Consider the following 17,930-nt stretch of genomic DNA (forward strand, 5'->3'; position numbering starts at 1 on the left):
TCAGCAGCCGTCGAGCGTTGCCCGTACCTTACGCGTGAGCGCGACGAGAGTATAGGGTTTCGCCAGAAACGCGGTGTTCCGATCGAGCACGCCCTGCCTCACGATCCCGTCTTCAGTGTAGCCGGACGCAAACAGGATCTTCGGTACCGGCGCACCCCTGGCCAGCAGCCGCTCCGCCAGCTCCTGGCCGCCCATGATCGGCATGACGACGTCGGTCAGCACGAGATCGAATGGGTCGGTCGCCCGATTGACTAACTCGAGAGCCTCCCGGCCGTCAGACGCCTCGGTGACGTCGTAGCCGCGCTGACGCAGCACCCTGGCTGCCACCCGGCGCACGCTGTCTTCGTCCTCCACCAGGAGGACTCGTTCGCTGCCGTCCAGACGTTCAATCGTCTCCGAAGGCGAGATCGTCTCGGGCGCCGCGTCGACCCGAGGCAGGTAGATCCTGAAGGTCGTGCCCCGCCCGAGATGGCTGGACACCCAGATCCAGCCGCCCGCCTGTTTCACAATGCCATAGCAGGTCGCCAGTCCCAGCCCGGTGCCCCTGCCCATCTCCTTGGTCGTAAAGAACGGCTCGAAGATGTGTTCCTGGACGTCGACCGACATGCCCTGGCCGGTATCGTCCACCGTCAATAGGACGTACTGACCGGGCGGCATATCGGCGTCCTCGTTTGCCGCGCCGATGTCGAGCGACGCGTTGGCGGTCTCAATGGTGAGCGTGCCGCCACGCGGCATGGCATCCCGTGCGTTGACGGCCAGGTTGACGATCACCTGTTCGATCTGGCCGATGTCGGCCAGCACGGTCCAGATCTGGCCCCCAAGCCGGGTGACCAGCTGGATATCCTCGCCAATCAGCCGCCGCAGCATCTTGTCCATCCCGAACGTCACGGCGTTCAGGTCAAGCAGGCGAGGCTCGGTGACCTGACGCCGAGCAAAGGCCAGCAGCTGTCTGGTCAGCGAAGCGGCCTTGGCGCCCGCTTCTTCGACCTCCTCCAGATCGGCGCGGGCCGGATCGTGGCTCGACAGGCTTTCCTTGGCCTGAGCGGCAAATCCCAGCATGACGGTCAGGAGATTGTTGAAGTCGTGGGCGACGCCCCCGGCCAGCCGGCCGATGCTCTCCATCTTCTGTGCGTGGCGAACCTGCTCCTCGAGGTGGATGCGATCGGTAATGTCGCGGAAGAACACCGCCAAGTGCCTGGGCGCCGTCTGAATGGCGTGAACTTCAAAGGCGCCGCGGATGCCGCCAGCGTCGTAGTCAAGCCGATCCAGGTCGAAGGGCACGCCATCGGCTGCCGTGCGCCGAAAGATCGCGGGCACGTCAGTTGACGCCAGCCCCGGGAAAGCCTCCTTGACGTCCCGTCCGGCCAGCAGGCTGTGGTCGGCATGGAGGATCTGATCGGCCGACCGGTTGGCGCCGGTGAACACCAGAGCGCCGTCCGGCCGCAACTCGTAGTAGTGGGCGCCAAATGGCGCCGCGTCGAGGATGCCCTGCAACTGGTGACGCCGGTCGGCGATCGCCCGTTCCGCCTGACGGCGCATGACGGCCATGCCCACCTGAGTCGACACGAACTGGAGGATGCCGAGGTCCGCCTCGCTATGCCTCGGGCTCGAGCCGTAGCTCTGCACGACGAGCACGCCGATGACCTTGCCGTCGGCGACGAGGGGTACGCCGAGCCAGTCGGCCGAACGCGGGCCAAGCAGGACCACCTCGCCGCGGGCCGCGAGTTCCTGAAATGTCTCATCCGTCAGCAGCAGAGGCTGCCCGCTGCGCAGGACGTACTCGGTGCAGCCCCGGCCTGGCTTTTTCGGCAGGGGCACTTCGGCGTCTTCCTCGTCGACGTAGTACGGAAAGTTGATCGTGTCGCTGATCGCATCGTAGAGGGCGAGATAGAAATTCCGGGCCGGCATCAACTCGCCGACCACGCTGTGTATCTGGTAGAACATGTCCTCGATCGTCGGAGCGGTCAGTGCGATCTCCGCGATTCGCTGCGCCGCCACCCTGATCATCTCGCCCCGGCGGCGTTCGGCCACGTCCTGCGCAATCGCGACGAAGACCGCCGGTTCCTCCATCTTCCAGAGCTGCAGCGTGATATCGACCGGATACGTCGTGCCGTTGTTCCTCACATGGGTCGCGGAGAACAGGATGCCGGGCTGTTCGTCGCGCTCGAGCGGCCGCGCCAGTCTGCGGAATCCGGCTTCGTCGTAACCCTCGAGCAGGTCGAGGACCGACAGGCTCTCGACCTGCCCCGCCTCATAGCCGAGCTTCGACAGGGCGCCCTGATTCATCTGGAGCAGGCCGAGCGTCCGCGAGTCGAACACGTAGATGTCGTTGAACGAGTGTTCGAAGATGCGCCCGAACCGTTCGGCGAGTTGGGCCGTTTGCAGCTGCGCATCGCTGGCGCGCCCGCGCAGCCCCTCGGTCATCTGGTTGAACTGGGAGGTCAGCCGGCCAAGCTCATCCTCGCGCTGGACCGGTAGAGACGTCTCCAAATCCCCGCGCGCCACACGCGCCAGGCCCTCGTCGAGTGCGGCGAATGGTGTGTACAGGCGGCGGTGGATGACCAGCGTCATCCCGATCAGCAGGACCAGGCCGACCAGCGCCCACACGCCGACCGCCGCCGCGGCCGACTCCCCGAGGTTCAGAACGGCCCACATCCCTATCACGCCGACGTACACCGTCACGGCCGCGGCAGTCGCCAGCAGCGTCGCGCGAATCGAGAGCGTGGTACGGTGTCGAGTCGTCACGTTGATGTCCTGTTGACTGGCTGCAGGCGCGGCTCCCCGAGGCGTGAACGGGTCCTGAGTAGATGCCGAACGATCATACCCCGCCGGCGTGAGAGAATGTCGGAAACTCGGCCGATCGTCGGCTCCTGTGCGGAGTGATAACTGTCTTGCACTGTGGGGCATGCACGGGAATCGCCCTTCGTGGCATAGTGCTCTGAGCATGACGAGCAGGCGCGCCATGTCCTCGACGGGTTCGGGTGTCGGTCCAGGGTGCCGGGACCGATGGCGGCGCCGGTAATGAGGGAGCACGCATTGCGCCGGTTCCTGAACAAGGCCTACGTCGCTGACCACGCCGCCGCAGTCTACGCAGCCGCGTATTTCGTCTGGATGCTGCTGCGCACGCCCGGCACGGCCGCGACCGAAATCATCAGCGTCTTTGCCTTCGTGCCGCTCGGTCTGGCGATTGGCTGGGCCTGCTGGCGAGTGGGCCGCGTTCCTGCTCTCGATCGCCGGACTCGGCTGGCTTGGTACCTCCTCTCGCTGTCCGCTCTCTCGCTCTGGACAACGGGCAATCTCTGGTCCCTCTACCTGCTGGTGGTGAACCCGCAGCATTCGCCGGCGTGGCTCGACATCATCGAGCCGCTGAACTCGCTGCTGGCGATTGCCGCCTATCTGCTGTTTCCGACGAGGACCTCCAAACCCGGGAGCCGGCAGCGCGCGCGGCTCGATGTCGCACTGATTGTCGTGGCCGGTTTCGTCCTCGCGTTCCACTTTGGCGTGCGAACCATGTTCAGCCAGGCCGCCCCGGTCTGGGGTTACACGGTCGCCCTGATGGTGGTCGATTGGGTGATGTTCGTGTCGGCCGCCGTTGGCGTCATCCAGAAGCGCGACGCGACGATTCGGATCGTCCTGGCCATATTGCTGGCGGCACACACGTCGAGCCTGATCGGAAACTACTGGCTGAGCGACATGGCGCGGTACCGCGTCGGGGATGCGGTTGACGCGCTGTGGTTCCTCGCGTGGGTCCTGAAATGGGCAGCCGCGCGCGTGGCCTGGCATCGCCATCGGCTCGGGCTGGTGCGGGAGGACGACCAGGCAGACGAACCCGGGCTTGGATTCCGCGCCAGCGTCTTCGCCAATGTCATGGTGGGTGGCGTGTTCGGCCTGCTGGTCATCCAGTTGCTCGGAGGCGATCGGAAGTTCCTCGAGCTGATGGGGATCTCGACGCTGGCGATGGTGGTTCTTCTGTCTCTCCGGCAGGTGGCGGCTCTGGCCGAGAACCGGCGTCTGTTCGCGGCCCAACTCGCGCAGGAAGCGCGGTTCCGGTCGCTCGTTCACAACGCCTCGGATCTCGTGCTGGTCGTGGACGGTTCGGGCGTCATCTCGTACGTCAGCCCGTCCGGCGTGCGGATGTTCGGCGATCACCCCGCGCTCAGGATCGGCGCGCGGATTACCGACCTGTTTCCGCTGGAGGACGCGGCGCCGCTGGCCACGACGCCGGGCGGCATTCCCGCCGGGACCCTTCACGTGCTGACCCGGGTGGAGACGGCCTCGGGAGAGTGGCGCGACGTGGAAGTCATCTCGACCGACCAGCGCGAAGATCCGGCAGTGGCCGGAATGGTGTTCACGTGCCGCGACATCACCGAACGCCGGGCGCTCGAACGAAAACTGATGCACGCGCAGAAGCTCGATGCGGTCGGGCGGCTGGCAGGCGGTCTCGCGCACGATCTGAACAACGTGCTGGCCGCCATCAGAGGCTACGCCGAATTGCTGGCCGATGAACTGCCGGCCGGCACCAGTGCCGCCGCAGATCTGCGCAATATCCAGGAAGCCTCCGACAAGGCCTCCGGAATCACCAAGAAGTTGCTCGGCCTCAGCCGCAACCAGAGCGTGCAGCGAGGCACGCTCAATCTCAATGATGTTGTGCGCGGGCTGCAGCCCATCCTCCGCCAGTTGCTGACTGACCGCATCGAGGTCCGCCTGGAACTCGATCCGGACGCCGGGCTCGTCAAGGCAGACCTGGGCCAGATGGAGCAGGTACTGGTCAACCTCGCCACCAATGCGCGAGATGCGATGCCCGCTGGCGGACTCCTGCGCGTGCGGACGGCAAACGTCTCGATCGGAGACGACAGGGGCAAGACGTGCACGATCCCGCCCGGTGATTACGTGACCCTCGCCGTCACGGACGAGGGCGTCGGCATGTCGGCCGACGTTCAGGCACGAGTGTTTGAGCCGTTCTTCACGACCAGACCCGAGGAGCGAGGAATGGGACTGGGGCTGCCGATGGTCCGAGAGATCGTGGAGGAAACCGGCGGCTGCGTCACCGTCGAGAGTAAACCCGGACGCGGCAGCACGTTCACGGTGCTGTTGCCGCGGCTGGGGGACGCAACCAAGTCGTCTTCCAAGGTCCCGGCCGTCGAGGGCCAGACGACTCAGACCGGATTTGTGCTCCTGGTCGACGATGAAGAGTCCGTCCGGACGGTCGCGAGGAGGATTCTCCAGCGGCGCGGATATCGTGTCGTCGAAGCGCCGGGCGGCGTCGAGGCGCTCGCGATTGCCGAAGACATGTCCGTGCCCATCGATGTGCTGTTGACCGACATGGTGATGCCCGGAATGCACGGCCGGGACTTGATTGAACGCTTCAAAGCGATCCGTCCCGACGTGCCAGTGGTGTGTGTGTCCGGTTTTGCTGATGACAATGACGCTGCCGCCGACCTGGGTTCGTCTGTCATCGCGCTGGTGACCAAGCCGTTCTCGTCGGACACGCTGATGCGTGCCCTCTCGAAGATCGGGTCACGGTAAGAAATACACTGCCGACGCCTGGCCCGGGGCGCCGGCCCTCCCGCGCCGCCGGGGCGACTCAGGTGCGCGCGAAGTCGATGAAGCCACGCTCGACGTCGGTGCGGAGGAGCTTGACGCGAACCTTGTCGCCGACATCGAGACCCTGGAAACCGTGCTCCAGTCTGCCTTCCACCGGGGGCTGGAAGATCCGCACCCACGTCCCCTTCGGCGAAGCGCCGGTAACGATGGCGTCGAATGACTGGCCGATCCTGCCCGAGAGCAGCAGCGCAGCCGCCGACTTCCGCACGAGCCGTTCGACCTTCGTCGCGTCATCCTCCCGCGCCGTGCAGTGTTTTGCCACGTCCACAAGCTCCGGGACGCTGTACGGCAGCGGCGCTCCCGTGATTGCCGCCTTCAGGAGCCGCTGCGTTACCAGGTCGGGGAACCGCCGGTTCGGCGCCGTGGAGTGCGTGTAGTCCTTCACCGCCAGGCCGAAATGTCCGGGCGGTTCGGCGCCGGGGAGATCGACCGCGTACTCTCCCCTGCCGATCAGTTTGACCACTGCGAGCGAGAGGTCCGGAAACTTCTCCGGCTCGGCCTTGCGTCGCCGGGCCAGGAACGACTCGAGAGCCACCGCGTCGGGCTCGTCCGGAAGCCGGTCTCCGAGGCCGGACGCGAGCTGCACGATACGGTCCCAGCGCTCCGGCGACCTCAGGACCCTGCGAAGCGACGGGAACCCCTTCGATTCAAGGTAGGTCGCGGTCGCGCCATTGGCCGCGATCATGAAGTCCTCGATCAACTGTTGTGCCCGGTTCTTCTGATCCAGGTCGAGATCCGAGAGCGCATCTCCATCGAAGACCGCCTTTGTTTCTGTCGTCGCGAGGCTGAGCGCGCCGTGGCGGTGCCGCAACTCGACCAGCCGCTGCGCGACGCGGTCCTGGAGGCGCAGATTCTCGTCGAGACCCGGCGTCGCCCGGATGGGATCGGGAGCCGCGCCTTCGCCTTCCAGCCACGCCGCGACGCTCCGGTAAGCCAGCTGCCCGCGGTTCCTGACGCGCGCCCGATAGAGGTCTGAAGCCGCGAGCGAACCGTCTTCCTCGAACACCATGTCAGCCACGACGGCTGTCCGGTCCTGATCTTCGTTGAGCGACGTCAGATCGGTGGACAACGCCTCGGGCAGCATCGGAAAGATCGCGGCGGGAGTATAGACGGAGGTCGTGTTGCGCGACGCATGGCCATCGATCGCCGAGCCCTTCCGCACGAGCGCGTCCACGTCCGCGACCGCCACGAGGATTCTGACCCGGCCGCCGGCGAGGGGCTCGGCCACGGTGAGCTGATCCAGGTCGCGGGAGTCGTCGTTATCGATGGAGGCCCACAGCCGATCGCGCATGTCTCGTATGCCGTCGGCCGCATCGGCAGGCCCGCTGATGGCCGCCAGCTCCCGCTGCGCCGCGGGCGGGAAATCCGGCTCCAGGCCGCGCTCGATCATGGCCCGGCGCGCGATGGCGGCGAGCATAGCTCGATCGTTCTGTCTGGCATGGAACGCATGACCGTTGGCGTCTCGCGCGGCGGCTGATTCGTGACCAGTTGTGTTCATGGGTGTCTCGTGTGTTCCGTCCATATCCGTCCATACAATAGCCCATTCCTCCATCCGCCGGCAGCCGTGCTATGCTTCGCCCGGCCGACGCGATGCGGTGTCCCCCGCCGCCGCGAGCGGATTGGACGCTTCTGTCGGGCCGCGAAGCACAGGGGCCAGCCTCGGCCCCGTTTCTGGAGCCGCACGCATGAAATCATTCCTCGCAATGGCCATCGGCCTGGCGCTCAGCGTCACGGTCGCCGCGCAGAATGCGCCTGCACAACGCGCACAGGCTGGCACGCCGAGAGTCTCAGCCGTCCGGGTGCCGATCACGTTTGCCGCGCCGCGCGGATACGCGGCCACGGTGGACTACCTGAAGAAGGTGGCGGCCGCCAACCCGGGACTCACCGAGTTGACGGAAATCGGCAAGAGCGCCGCGAACCGCCCCATACACGTCCTGGTCATCTCGAACATGAAGACGGGGGTGCCGATCGACACTCTCGTCCCGCTCCAGCATCCGCGGACACCCGTGGTCAATAACGTCGTGCCGATGAAGCGCTACCAGGCGAAACCCGGCCAGTGGATCGACGGAGGCACGCGCGGCGCCGATCCGGCGGGGGCGGAAGGATGTCTCTACATCATCGACAAGCTCCTGTCCGGATACGGGAGCGATCCGGATGTGACGACGCTCGTCGATGACCATGCGTTATACATCTGCCCGATTGTGAATCCCGACGCCCCGGACAGTCCGTCGGCGGGCACGGCCGCGGGCAGTTCGGCACTGGCCAATGACAATTTCCCCGAGGGCTGGTGGACAGACGACAACACGCCCGGCGGCACCGGCGATTTTCCCTCGTCTCTGCCCGAGGCGCGCGCCGTGCTCGAGTTCTTCACCAATCACACCAACATCCTGCTGGTGCAGTCGTTCGACGCGACTGGAGGCTTTTCGATCCGGCCGTTTGCCCGGTGGCCTGACGCACGGGTCGACGCGCGGGACACGGCCATTCTCGATGGCGTCCTCGGCAAGAAGTACCAGGAACTGGCCGGCCAGGCACCCGCATCGCGCGTGTGGCGGAGCGCGTACAACTCCGACCGGCAGGCACCAGCCGGATTCGGGGTGTTCGTCGACTGGGCCTACGGCCAGTTCGGCGCGTTTGCCATGAGCACCCAGATCTCGAGCGCGGACGCGGGAGCGACGCTGGAGAAGGCATACGAACGGGCGTGGCAGTTCGAGCGCTTCAAGGGTTCGCTGCTGCCGCGCGTGCAGTTCAAGAGCGCGACCGCGAACGTGCTCTACACGACGAATCAGGCAACCAAGGCGACGGTCAGCGAGGCTGCCGACGCGGTGGTGGTGAAGAGAGCCGGACCGGCCGGCCGCTATCGGGTCGTGCAGGTCACGGCGACAGTGGAGAACGTCGGCCCTCTGCCGACGCAGGTGGCGCGCGGCACCGAATTGCGCGGCAACCGTCAGGACGTGGTGTGGCTGCTGGGCGATGCCGCGAAGGTCACGTTCCTCGAGGGCTCGCGCTGGATGGCGATCGGCGTGCTCCAGGGGACACTGCCGCTCCCACGCGCAGCAGGTGAAGGGGGGCGCGGCGCCCGCGGTGGCGCAGCCGGCGCGCGCGGCGGCGGCCGGGGCGGTCGCGGCGAGGCCGGGGCCACCCCGCTGTCCCAGATGCGGGAACAGCGGCCGGCGGCAGCGCCGGTCGGCCAGTCGGGCAGCAGCAGAACCGTGTCGTGGCTCGTCGCGGTCGATGGCGACGCGCCGCTGAAGCTCGTGCTGACATCCCAGCGGGGCGGCACGATAGTCCAGGACGTGGTGGTTCAGTAACACCGAGGAGGACATCCATGCGCACACACAGTCTTCGCAACGGCCTCCTGGTGCTGGCTCTGGGACTCGTCGTGGCCGGCTCGGGTTGGCATCCCCTGCGCGCGGCCGGGGCCGCCGCCGCACTCCAGTCCGCACCGCAGCAGAAGCTGCAGACCAGTCCGGCCGGGAACCACGGCGAGAGCGACTTCCCGATCAACTGGAAGCAGTACTACGGCTACATCGAAAAGACGAAGATCCTGCAGGGTCTTCAGAAGCAGTACAGCCGGCTGGCGGACCTCTCGTCGATCGGCAAGAGCCGGATGGGACGTGATCAGTGGCTGCTGACGATCACGGCGAAGTCCACCGGGCCAGCCGATGCCAAGCCGGCGATGTGGGTGGATGGCGCCATCCACGGCAACGAGGTCAATGGCGTCACCTGCTCGCTGTATCTGGCGTGGTACCTGCTCACCCGCTACGACTACGATCCGGATGTGAAGGAACTGGTCGATCACCGGACGTTCTATGTCCTGCCGGGCCTCAACGTCGACGGGAACGACTCGTACGTCACCGAACCGAATACCGAGAACAATCCACGCGAGCCGTATCGCATGGAGGACAACGACGGCGATGGCCTCTACGACGAGGACCTGACCGAGGACGTGGACGGCGACGGCGAGATCTCGGTGATGTGGGTCGAGGACCCGAAGGGCGGATTCAAACTGTCGGTCGACAAGCGGCGCTTCGTGCCGGTGGCCGATCCCCGCGAAGAGGTCGTGCGGTTCCGCCGCCTCGGCATGGAAGGCTACGACAACGATGGCGACGGCCGGATCAACGAGGACGATCTGGGCGGTCCCGATCCGAACCGGAACTTCCCCTTCGGCTGGTCTCTGGACGCCGGCTGGCCCTATCCGATGTCGGAGAGCGAAACGCGCAACGTCTTCGAGTTCCAGTTGAAGCATCCGAACATCTTCGCGAGCTTCCACTACCACAACACGGGCCGCCTGATCATGTTCATGGCGCCTCCCGACACGCGGACGAATCTGACGGCCGAACAGCGGCAGGCAGAGGATGCGCGTGTCGCCGCGCAGCTTGCCGAGCTGCGCAAGACCGATCGCTTTGCGCAGCGCTTCTCGCGCGTCGTCGCGCCCGACCTCCAGAACGACATGGACTCGCAGCTGGCCATCGTCACCGAGGGCGCGCACATTCTCAAGGACTACACGCCAACGTTCAGCGGCCTGTCGGGGCAGGCGCAGGCCGCCTCGTACAGCATGCTCGGTGCGTTCTCCTACCTGATCGAGCTGTGGGGGCGCCCGCCGCTGGGCGACGCGGATCGCAACAACGACGGCACGGTAGACGACGTGGAGTACCTGGCGTGGATTGACGCCGATCTGGCCGGTGAAGGATGGATTACGCCGCGCAAGTTCCATCATCCTGATCTCGGCGATGTCTGGATCGGAGGCACGTCGAAGAAGCACACCGGCCGGACGCCGCCGGCGCCCTACATGGAGACGGAAGCGCTGCGTCAGACGCACTTTGCGCTGTACTGCGCCGCGCAGTTCCCGAAGATCGAGATCGACGCCGTGACGGTGACGCCGGCGACCGGAGATCTGTTCTGGGTGGATGCGGTCGTGAAGAACGACCGGGTGTACCCGACATTCTCCGACCGGTCGCTCCAACTCAAGCGCGCGGTGCGCGACAGACTCTCGATCGCCACGTCACCCAACGTCGCGCTGGTCGACTTGCCGGCAGGCGCCTTGCGAGTGGACCCGCTGAATGACCAGGCCACCGCCACACCCATGACGGGGAACAGGACTGAGTTCCGCCTGCGCGGACGGGATTCGGCCCGCTTCCGCGCGCTCGTCAGGATGACGGGCACTGACGGCTGGATTGAGGTGAAGACAGAATCGAAATTCGGAGGAACGGCGATCAGACGGATCGCGATCAAGGTCGCGAGCTGAACTCGATCAAGCTCGCGGGCTGATCGCGTTCAAGAGGTCAGATTGTTCAGACAATTGCGCTCACCGTCTTGATCTGCGCGGCGTCGGGTGTAGGATGATGGGCGGTCGCCGCGGTCGGGGCGGCCTCGGCTCGCCGTAGCTGGCAGCGTAGACGGCTTTCGTTCGTCGTAGCTGACAGCGCAGGCGGCCTCACCTCGAGTAACCCGTTGCCGCGACGGCGCGTCGTTCAGAGGTTGTGCGCCGATCGGGGTGAGGCGAGGTGGACGTCGGTCTGGGCCCAGGTCTGATGGCGGCGTGCTATGGAGCAGGGGCGCTTTCGTCCCTGTTGGCGCGGTGGTCCGGCCGACTCGCCCTCCGCGTGGGTCACATGGCCGCGCTCGCGGGATCCGTGGCCGGCCTCGGCGTGTCACTCGGCGTGCTGCTCGGCGGACCAGGCCGCACGCTCTCCCAGCCTCTGCCGATCCTCTTCCCATTCGCACGACTGTCGCTCTCGGTGGACGGGCTCTCGGCCTACTTTCTGCTCGTCATCTCCCTCGTCGCGGTCGCCGCGACCATCTACGGCCCGGCATACCTCCAGGCACACTCGCCCGACGCGGGACCGGCGCGGCAAGCAGCACAGGTGCTCGCGCTGAATGTGTTCCTGGCGGGCATGGCGTTCGCCTGCTGCGCCGGCGATGCGCTGACCTTCCTCTTTTGCTGGGAAGGCATGACGCTCGCCAGCTACGTCCTGGTCGTCTCCGACGACCGGGACGGCGAGAACGCCCGGGCGGGTCTCCTCTATATGGTGATGGCCCACGGAGGGACGGCGTTGCTCCTGGTCGCGTTCCTCGCCCTGACCGAGCGGGCGGGGGCGTTCGACTTTGCGGCGCTTCGCGCGGCGGCGGCTGGCCTCGATCCCACGACACGAACGACGCTGTTCTTCCTGGCGCTCGGGGGCTTCGCCACCAAGGCCGGCGTGGTTCCTCTCCACGTCTGGCTCCCTCGCGCGCACCCTGCCGCCCCGAGCCACGTGTCGGCGCTGATGTCGGGCGTCATGCTCAAGGTCGCGATCTACGGGATCCTGCGCTTCGCTTTCGATCTGCTGGCTCCACCCGCCGGACCGCTTCCGTCCTCCTGGGGATGGACGGTGCTCGTCCTGGGCACGATCTCGGCCGTCCTCGGTGTGCTCTACGCGCTCCAGCAGCATGACCTCAAGCGCCTGCTCGCGTTTCACAGCGTCGAGAACATCGGGATCATCCTGATCGGGGTGGGACTCGCGATGATTCTGTGGCGCTCGGATGGCGCGGGCGCGGCCCTCGCGACCGTCGCGCTCACGGCGGCGCTTCTTCATACGATCAACCACGCGGCATTCAAAGGTCTCCTCTTTCTCGGCGCCGGAAGCGTCCTCTGTCGCACTCACATCCGCAACATGGAGGAACTCGGCGGACTCGCCCGGCGCATGCCGTGGACGGCGGGGCTGTTCCTGCTCGGAGCGGTCGCGATCTCGGCCCTCCCCCCGCTCAACGGATTCGTCAGCGAGTGGCTCACCTTCCAGGCGCTGCTGGGCGGCGCCAGCCGACTCCATGGTCCGGCCGGACTGGTCATCGTCTTCTCCGCCGCGATGCTGGCGCTCACCGGAGGCCTCGCCGCCGCCTGTTTCGTCAAGGCGTTCGGCGTCACGTTTCTTGGCCGCCCGCGAACGTCTCAAGCCGAGCACGCCACCGAGGCCCCGTCGTCGATGATCGCGGGCATGGGGTGGCTTGCGGCAATGTGCGTGATTCTCGGCGTGGTGCCAGGTTATGTGATGCGCCTGCTCGACGCGCCGACCTCTGAACTGCTCCAGGGCCCAGGGGCGAGTGCGGTTGTCACGGCGCGGGGACCGCTCGTGCTGTCGACGGCGTTGACGCCGGGCTGGACACAGGCCACGGCCATTTCCATGACGATGGTGGCGGCGCTCCTCGTCGCGCTGACGGCGATGGCGTGGGTCCTGCGCCGGGGATGGCGGCAGGGCCCCTCTCGCACAGCGCCGACGTGGACATGCGGGATGAGCCCCACGGCACGGTTCGACTACACGGCGACCGCGTTCGCCAAGCCCCTCCGGCTCGTCTTCGCGGCGCTCTACCACCCTCGCCGCGAGGTCACGCGCGAGACGGCAGGAACACCCTACGTGGTCGGGCGCATCCACTACGCCGGGGAGATCGTGGATCTGGCTGAGACGCAGATTTACCACCGCGTGGAGCGCGACATCTCGGCACTCTCGCAGGCGATTCGCGCCCGCAGCACGGGCCGCATCCATGGGTACATCGGGTTTGTGCTCGCCGCTCTGGTCGTGGCGCTGCTGCTGTTCGGCGTGGAGCGCAGATGACCGGCGAGAGACCGCTCGAGCTCGTGCTTGTCGAGATGACTCTCCTCGTGCTGCTCGGGCCACTCGTCACCGGCATCATCCAGAAGATCAAGGCGCGGCTCCAGTGCCGACAGGGAGCCGGAGTCCTTCAGCCGTATCGCGATCTCAGCAAACTGTTCCGCAAGGGCACCGTGCAGGCGGACACGGCCTCGGGTTTTTTCCGATCGATTCCGGTGCTCGTGCTGGCAGCCACCGTGGCTGCCGGCGCACTGGTTCCGGTCCTCCGGGCTGGACCGTCGGCGTTTCCGCTGGGCGACGCGTTGATGCTGCTCGGGCTGCTCGCGCTGGCTCGTTTCCTGACAGCGGTCGGTGCGCTTGACGCCGGCGGCGCATTCGGCGGCATGGGGGCCTCGCGGGAGATGACGGTCGCGCCGCTGGTCGAGCCGGTGCTGATGATGGTCGTGTTCTCGACCGCGGTGGCGGGAGGGACGACCGAACTTGGCGCCCTCGCGGCGCACCGCGGGACGTCATGGTTGCTCGCCTGGCGCGCGGCGGACTTCCTCGGCTTCGCCGCCATGCTCGTGCTGCTGCCTGCAGAAACGGGCCGCATCCCCGTGGACAATCCGGACACCCACCTCGAGCTCACCATGCTGCACGAAGGCATGCTGCTCGAGCACTCCGGACCGGGGCTCGGCTGCATGCTGCTCGCCTCGCACACACGACAGATCGTGACGCTCGGCCTCGTGTCGGCCCTCTTCTTTCCGGTCGGCCCGAGTGTCGGCGGGGCTGCTGCAAGCCTGCTCTTCGGAGCCGGCGCGTTCGTTGTGAAGATCCTCGTGCTCGCGATCTACCTCGCGCTGGTTGAATCGTCTTACGCCAAGCTCCGGCTCTTCCGGGTGCCGCAGTACCTCGGCGTCGGCTTCGTGTGCGCACTCGTCGCGCTCGCGTTGAGGATCCTGTGAGCGCCGAGACGGTCCACGTCGTCATCGACGACATCGGCGCGCTGCTGCTGTTCACGATGATCCTCATCGTCGCGGCGGGTCAGATCTACCGGGCCATCTACGCTGTGGCCGCCCAGTCGCTCCTGATCGCCATCGCGGCCGGCGTCCTCGCAACCGCCACCGACAACGCGGACCTCTGGGTGATCGCCGGGGTGACGCTGGTCGTCAAGGCCACGTTGCTCCCGTGGGTGTTGCACCGGGTCGTCCGGCGCATGAACGTCCGGCGCGAGGTGGAGCCGGTCATCCCGATCGCCGCAACACTCGCGCTGGCGGTGGCGATCGTGGTGGCGTCATTCCAACTGAGCGCCTCGCTCGACCCCGTGCGCCAGGCGATCACCGGCAATGCCCTGCCGGTCGGCATCGCTCTCACGCTGACCGGCGTGCTGGTGATGGCAACGCGAAAGACGGCGCTGACCCAGATGGTGGGCCTGTTCGCGTCGGAAAACGGCATCTTCTTCACGGCGATGTCGGTGACGGCGGGCATGCCGCTCATCATCGAAATCGGCGTGATCCTTGACGTCATCCTCGCCGCGCTCGTCATGGCGATCATGGTGCTCCGTGTCCGCTCGACGGTCGACGCCGACATCGCGGACCTGGACCGGTTGAGGGGATGATCCATGGCTGAGACGCTCCTCTGGGTCCTTCCGCTCGTCCCGACCGTCACGGCGCTGCTCATGCTGACGACGCGAGACCGCCGCATTCTCTCGGCCCTCGACGTGGGTGGCTCGGGCGTCCTGTTCGCGCTCACGCTCGTCCTCGCCAACCAGGTCGCGACGGGCGGCCCGCGTGCGTTCGGCGTCCTGCGCATCGACGATCTCGGGCTCGTCTTTCTCCTCCTCGTCGTCTTCCTCACGCTGGCCGTCTCCATCTACACGGTCGGGTGGCTCAAGCAGGCGGTGGCAGTCGGCAACATGAAGCCGGAGTTGCTGCGGTCCTACTTCGCCCTCGTGCACGCCTTCGTCGCGACGATGGTCGTGACCGTCCTTGCCGACAACCTCGGCGTGCTGTGGATCGCGATGGAAGGCACGACGATCACCTCGGCCGTCCTCATCGGCTACCACGGCCATCACCACGGTCTCGAGGCGGCGTGGAAGTACATCATCGTGACGACCATCGGCATCTCCTTTGGCCTGTTCGGCACGGTGCTGGTGTTTGCGGCGGCGGCCGCCGCACACGTGGGCGCGGGCGCGAGCGCGATGAACTGGTCGGCGATCATGAAGGTCGCACCCACGCTCGACCCGGGGATCGTCCGGATCGGCTTCATCTTCGTGATGGTCGGCTACGGCACCAAGGCGGGTCTCGCGCCCATGCACCTCTGGCTGCCTGACGCCCACAGCCAGGCGCTCACACCGGTCTCGGCGCTGCTCTCGGGCGCGCTCATCAAGTGCGCCCTCCTTGGTATCATCCGGTTCCAGACGATCGCCGCCGCCGCGTGCGGGCCGTCATTCCCGGAGGGGGTGCTGCTGATCTTCGGCCTCGCCTCGATCGTCGTCGCGACGCCGTTCATCCTGGCTCAGCACGACATCAAGCGCCTCCTCGGCTATCACAGCGTCGAGCACGTCGGGATCGTGGCGCTCGGCCTCGGCTTCGGCGGCCCTGTCGGGACCTACGGCGCCCTGCTGCATGTGGTGAACCACGGCGTCACGAAGGCCCTCGCGTTCTTCGCCGCCGGCAAGGCGATTGCGCGCTACGGCACACGCGACATGCGGGCCATCCGCGGCTTGCTGGCGGTGGCGCCCGTCGGCGCGACGCTCCTGATGCTCGCGGCGCTGTCGCTCGCCGGCGTGCCGCCGTTCTCGATCTTCGTCAGCGAGCTGATGGTGCTGCGCGCCGGAATCGGCCACGGGCACCTCGTCGCGGTCGCGATCTTCCTCGCGATGGTCGTCGTGATCTTCGCCGGCTTGCTCCACCATGTCGGGGCGATGGTATTCGGCCAACCGAGCGCCGCAGCCAGCCGGGAACCCGAGGCCTGGTCGCCACTGCTCGGAATGATGTTGCTTGCGGCGATGATGATCCTGCTCGGCCTCACCATCCCCGGGAGCTTGGACGGACTCCTCCATCGCGCCACGGAGATCATCGTTGACTGATGCAACCCTCACCAGCGCGCTGCGGGCGTCGACGGGCGGATCCGTCGAGGCCGAGGCCGGCCCGCGCCCATCGGATCTGACCGTCGGCCTCGGTCGCCCGCATGATCTTCCGGCGGCGGCCGACGTGCTCATCGGACCGTTCGCGATGGCGCTGGCCACGATCGTCGCCACCGACGACACAATGACGCCGGATGGCGATCTGAAGGTGCGCTATATCTTCGAGCCGTCACCAGGCTTCGGCGAGCCTCGCCCAGGCTCGAAAAGTGAAGGCGAGGAGCCGGCCGCCCGGGGCGACCGCGCCCAGGTTGATCGGTTTGTGACACTGCTGATCTCGGTGGACCCGGCGCGCCCGGAGGTGCCCTCCCTGACGAGGGCGGTCCCGGCCGCAAACTGGCACGAGCGTGAGATGCGGGACCTGTTCGGGATTGTCCCTGTCGGACACCCCGATCCCCGCACGCTCGTGGTCCACGACGGGTGGCCGCCGGGCGTCTTCCCGCTTCGCAAGGCGTTCGATGGGTCGCGGCGTGTTCCCGTCGAAGCCGCCGACGAGTTCCCGCACCTGGTCGGCGAAGGCGAGGGCGTCTTCGAGATCCCGGTCGGCCCGATTCACGCGGGCATCATCGAGCCGGGGCACTTCCGTTTCACCTCGGTCGGCGAGACCGTTCTCCATCTCGACGCACGCCTGTTCTACACGCATCGCGGACTGGAAAAGCGCATGGAGGGGCTCTCTCCTCTCGATGCCTTCTACGTCGCGGAGCGGATCTGCGGGGTCTGCTCGGTCGCGCACGGACTGGGCTACTGCGAAGCCCTCGAGCAGATTGCCGGCGTGGACATCCCGCCGCGGGCCCGGCTCATCCGCGGGATCGCGCTCGAACTGGAGCGGCTGTACAACCATGTCGGCGACATCGGCAACATCTGCGCCGGCGCCGCGTTCCACTTCGGCACCGCTGCCGGCGCCCGCTTCAAGGAACGACTTCAGCAGACCAACGAACGACTCGCCGGCAATCGGTTCCTCCGCGGGATCGTCGTGCCTGGCGGTGCCCGCCTCGATCTCTCGCACAGCCTCGTTCCTGTTCTCCGCGCGACGCTCCAGGAGACGCTTGTCGGGCTCGACTACCTGATGGGGCGCATCGAAGCGAATCCCTCGATCGTCGATCGTCTCGACGGTACTGGCGTCCTCCCACAGCAGGCTGCGCGGGATCTCGCCGTCGCCGGCGTGGGGGCGCGGGCAAGCGGCGTGGATCGGGACGCGCGGCGGGATCACCCTCACGGCGCGTTCGCGACTGCGATGCCGCCCGACCTGCACGTCGCGACCGCATCGGAGGGCGACGTGATGGCCCGCATGACGGTTCGCGCGCTCGAGGCGCGGGAGTCGATCCGGCTGATCGGCGAATTCATCCGGCGGCTTGAACCGGGGCCGCTGCAGGTGACGATCGCTGAGCCGCTGCCAGGTCAACGGATTGGGATCTCGGCGATCGAATCACCCAGAGGTGAGGCGGTTCACTGGCTTCGCACCGATGCTTGCGGCCGCGTGGATCGCTACCACCTGCGATCTCCGAGCTACCACAACTGGCCCGCCGTCGCGTTGGCCGCCGAAACGGCGATCGTCCCGGACTTCCCGCTCGTCAACAAGAGCTTCGAGCTCTGTTATTCGTGCACGGATCGCTGAC

Annotated in this window: 10 protein-coding genes; 8 read left to right on the plus strand and 2 right to left on the minus strand. The window is 66.9% G+C overall.

The window, feature by feature from the left end; all coding sequences use genetic code 11:
• On the minus strand, positions 1 to 2,745 hold the full coding sequence (locus NTV05_02045; protein MCX6543177.1) for an ATP-binding protein: 2,745 nt from the start codon (positions 2,743 to 2,745) through the stop codon (positions 1 to 3).
• Between the two features lie 276 nt (positions 2,746 to 3,021).
• On the opposite strand from NTV05_02045, the gene NTV05_02050 reads away from it, so the two are divergent.
• Positions 3,022 to 5,526, plus strand: a complete 2,505-nt coding sequence (locus tag NTV05_02050) for a response regulator (protein MCX6543178.1) — start codon at positions 3,022 to 3,024, stop codon at positions 5,524 to 5,526.
• A 58-nt stretch (positions 5,527 to 5,584) separates the two neighbouring features.
• On the opposite strand, the gene NTV05_02055 is transcribed toward NTV05_02050, so the two are convergent.
• A complete protein-coding gene (locus NTV05_02055; GenBank protein MCX6543179.1) occupies positions 5,585 to 7,021 on the minus strand; it encodes an RNB domain-containing ribonuclease in 1,437 nt (478 codons plus the stop codon).
• 268 nt (positions 7,022 to 7,289) lie between these two features.
• On the opposite strand from NTV05_02055, the gene NTV05_02060 reads away from it, so the two are divergent.
• From NTV05_02060 to NTV05_02090, 7 genes are all read left to right on the plus strand, one after another.
• Entirely contained in the window at positions 7,290 to 8,912 is a 1,623-nt protein-coding gene (locus tag NTV05_02060) for a M14 family zinc carboxypeptidase (GenBank protein MCX6543180.1), read from the plus strand.
• Between the two features lie 17 nt (positions 8,913 to 8,929).
• Positions 8,930 to 10,849: a M14 family metallopeptidase gene (locus NTV05_02065; protein ID MCX6543181.1), complete on the plus strand. Its 1,920-nt coding sequence runs from the start codon at positions 8,930 to 8,932 to the stop codon at positions 10,847 to 10,849.
• Between the two features lie 259 nt (positions 10,850 to 11,108).
• Entirely contained in the window at positions 11,109 to 13,193 is a 2,085-nt protein-coding gene (hyfB, locus tag NTV05_02070; protein MCX6543182.1) for a hydrogenase 4 subunit B, read from the plus strand.
• Positions 13,190 to 14,134, plus strand: a complete 945-nt coding sequence (locus tag NTV05_02075) for an NADH-quinone oxidoreductase subunit H (protein ID MCX6543183.1) — start codon at positions 13,190 to 13,192, stop codon at positions 14,132 to 14,134. Before hyfB ends, NTV05_02075 begins: the two co-directional genes overlap by 4 nt.
• A complete protein-coding gene (locus NTV05_02080; GenBank protein MCX6543184.1) occupies positions 14,131 to 14,787 on the plus strand; it encodes a hypothetical protein in 657 nt (218 codons plus the stop codon). Before NTV05_02075 ends, NTV05_02080 begins: the two co-directional genes overlap by 4 nt.
• A 3-nt stretch (positions 14,788 to 14,790) precedes the next feature.
• On the plus strand, positions 14,791 to 16,260 hold the full coding sequence (locus tag NTV05_02085) for a proton-conducting transporter membrane subunit (protein MCX6543185.1): 1,470 nt from the start codon (positions 14,791 to 14,793) through the stop codon (positions 16,258 to 16,260).
• Positions 16,253 to 17,929, plus strand: coding sequence for an NADH-quinone oxidoreductase subunit C (locus NTV05_02090; GenBank protein ID MCX6543186.1), 1,677 nt, complete (start codon positions 16,253 to 16,255; stop codon positions 17,927 to 17,929). Before NTV05_02085 ends, NTV05_02090 begins: the two co-directional genes overlap by 8 nt.
• Position 17,930: the final 1 nt, after the last annotated feature.

Source organism: Acidobacteriota bacterium (assembly GCA_026393755.1).
Lineage (GTDB): Bacteria > Acidobacteriota > Vicinamibacteria > Vicinamibacterales > JAKQTR01 > JBAXOX01.

Coding starts and splice junctions, on each gene's coding strand:
- NTV05_02050 (MCX6543178.1), top strand. CDS start 3,022: ATGAGGGAGCACGCATTGCGCCGGTTCCTGAACAAGGCCTACGTCGCT.
- NTV05_02055 (MCX6543179.1), bottom strand. CDS start 7,021: ATGCTCGCCGCCATCGCGCGCCGGGCCATGATCGAGCGCGGCCTGGAG.
- NTV05_02060 (MCX6543180.1), top strand. CDS start 7,290: ATGAAATCATTCCTCGCAATGGCCATCGGCCTGGCGCTCAGCGTCACG.
- NTV05_02065 (MCX6543181.1), top strand. CDS start 8,930: ATGCGCACACACAGTCTTCGCAACGGCCTCCTGGTGCTGGCTCTGGGA.
- NTV05_02075 (MCX6543183.1), top strand. CDS start 13,190: ATGACCGGCGAGAGACCGCTCGAGCTCGTGCTTGTCGAGATGACTCTC.
- NTV05_02085 (MCX6543185.1), top strand. CDS start 14,791: ATGGCTGAGACGCTCCTCTGGGTCCTTCCGCTCGTCCCGACCGTCACG.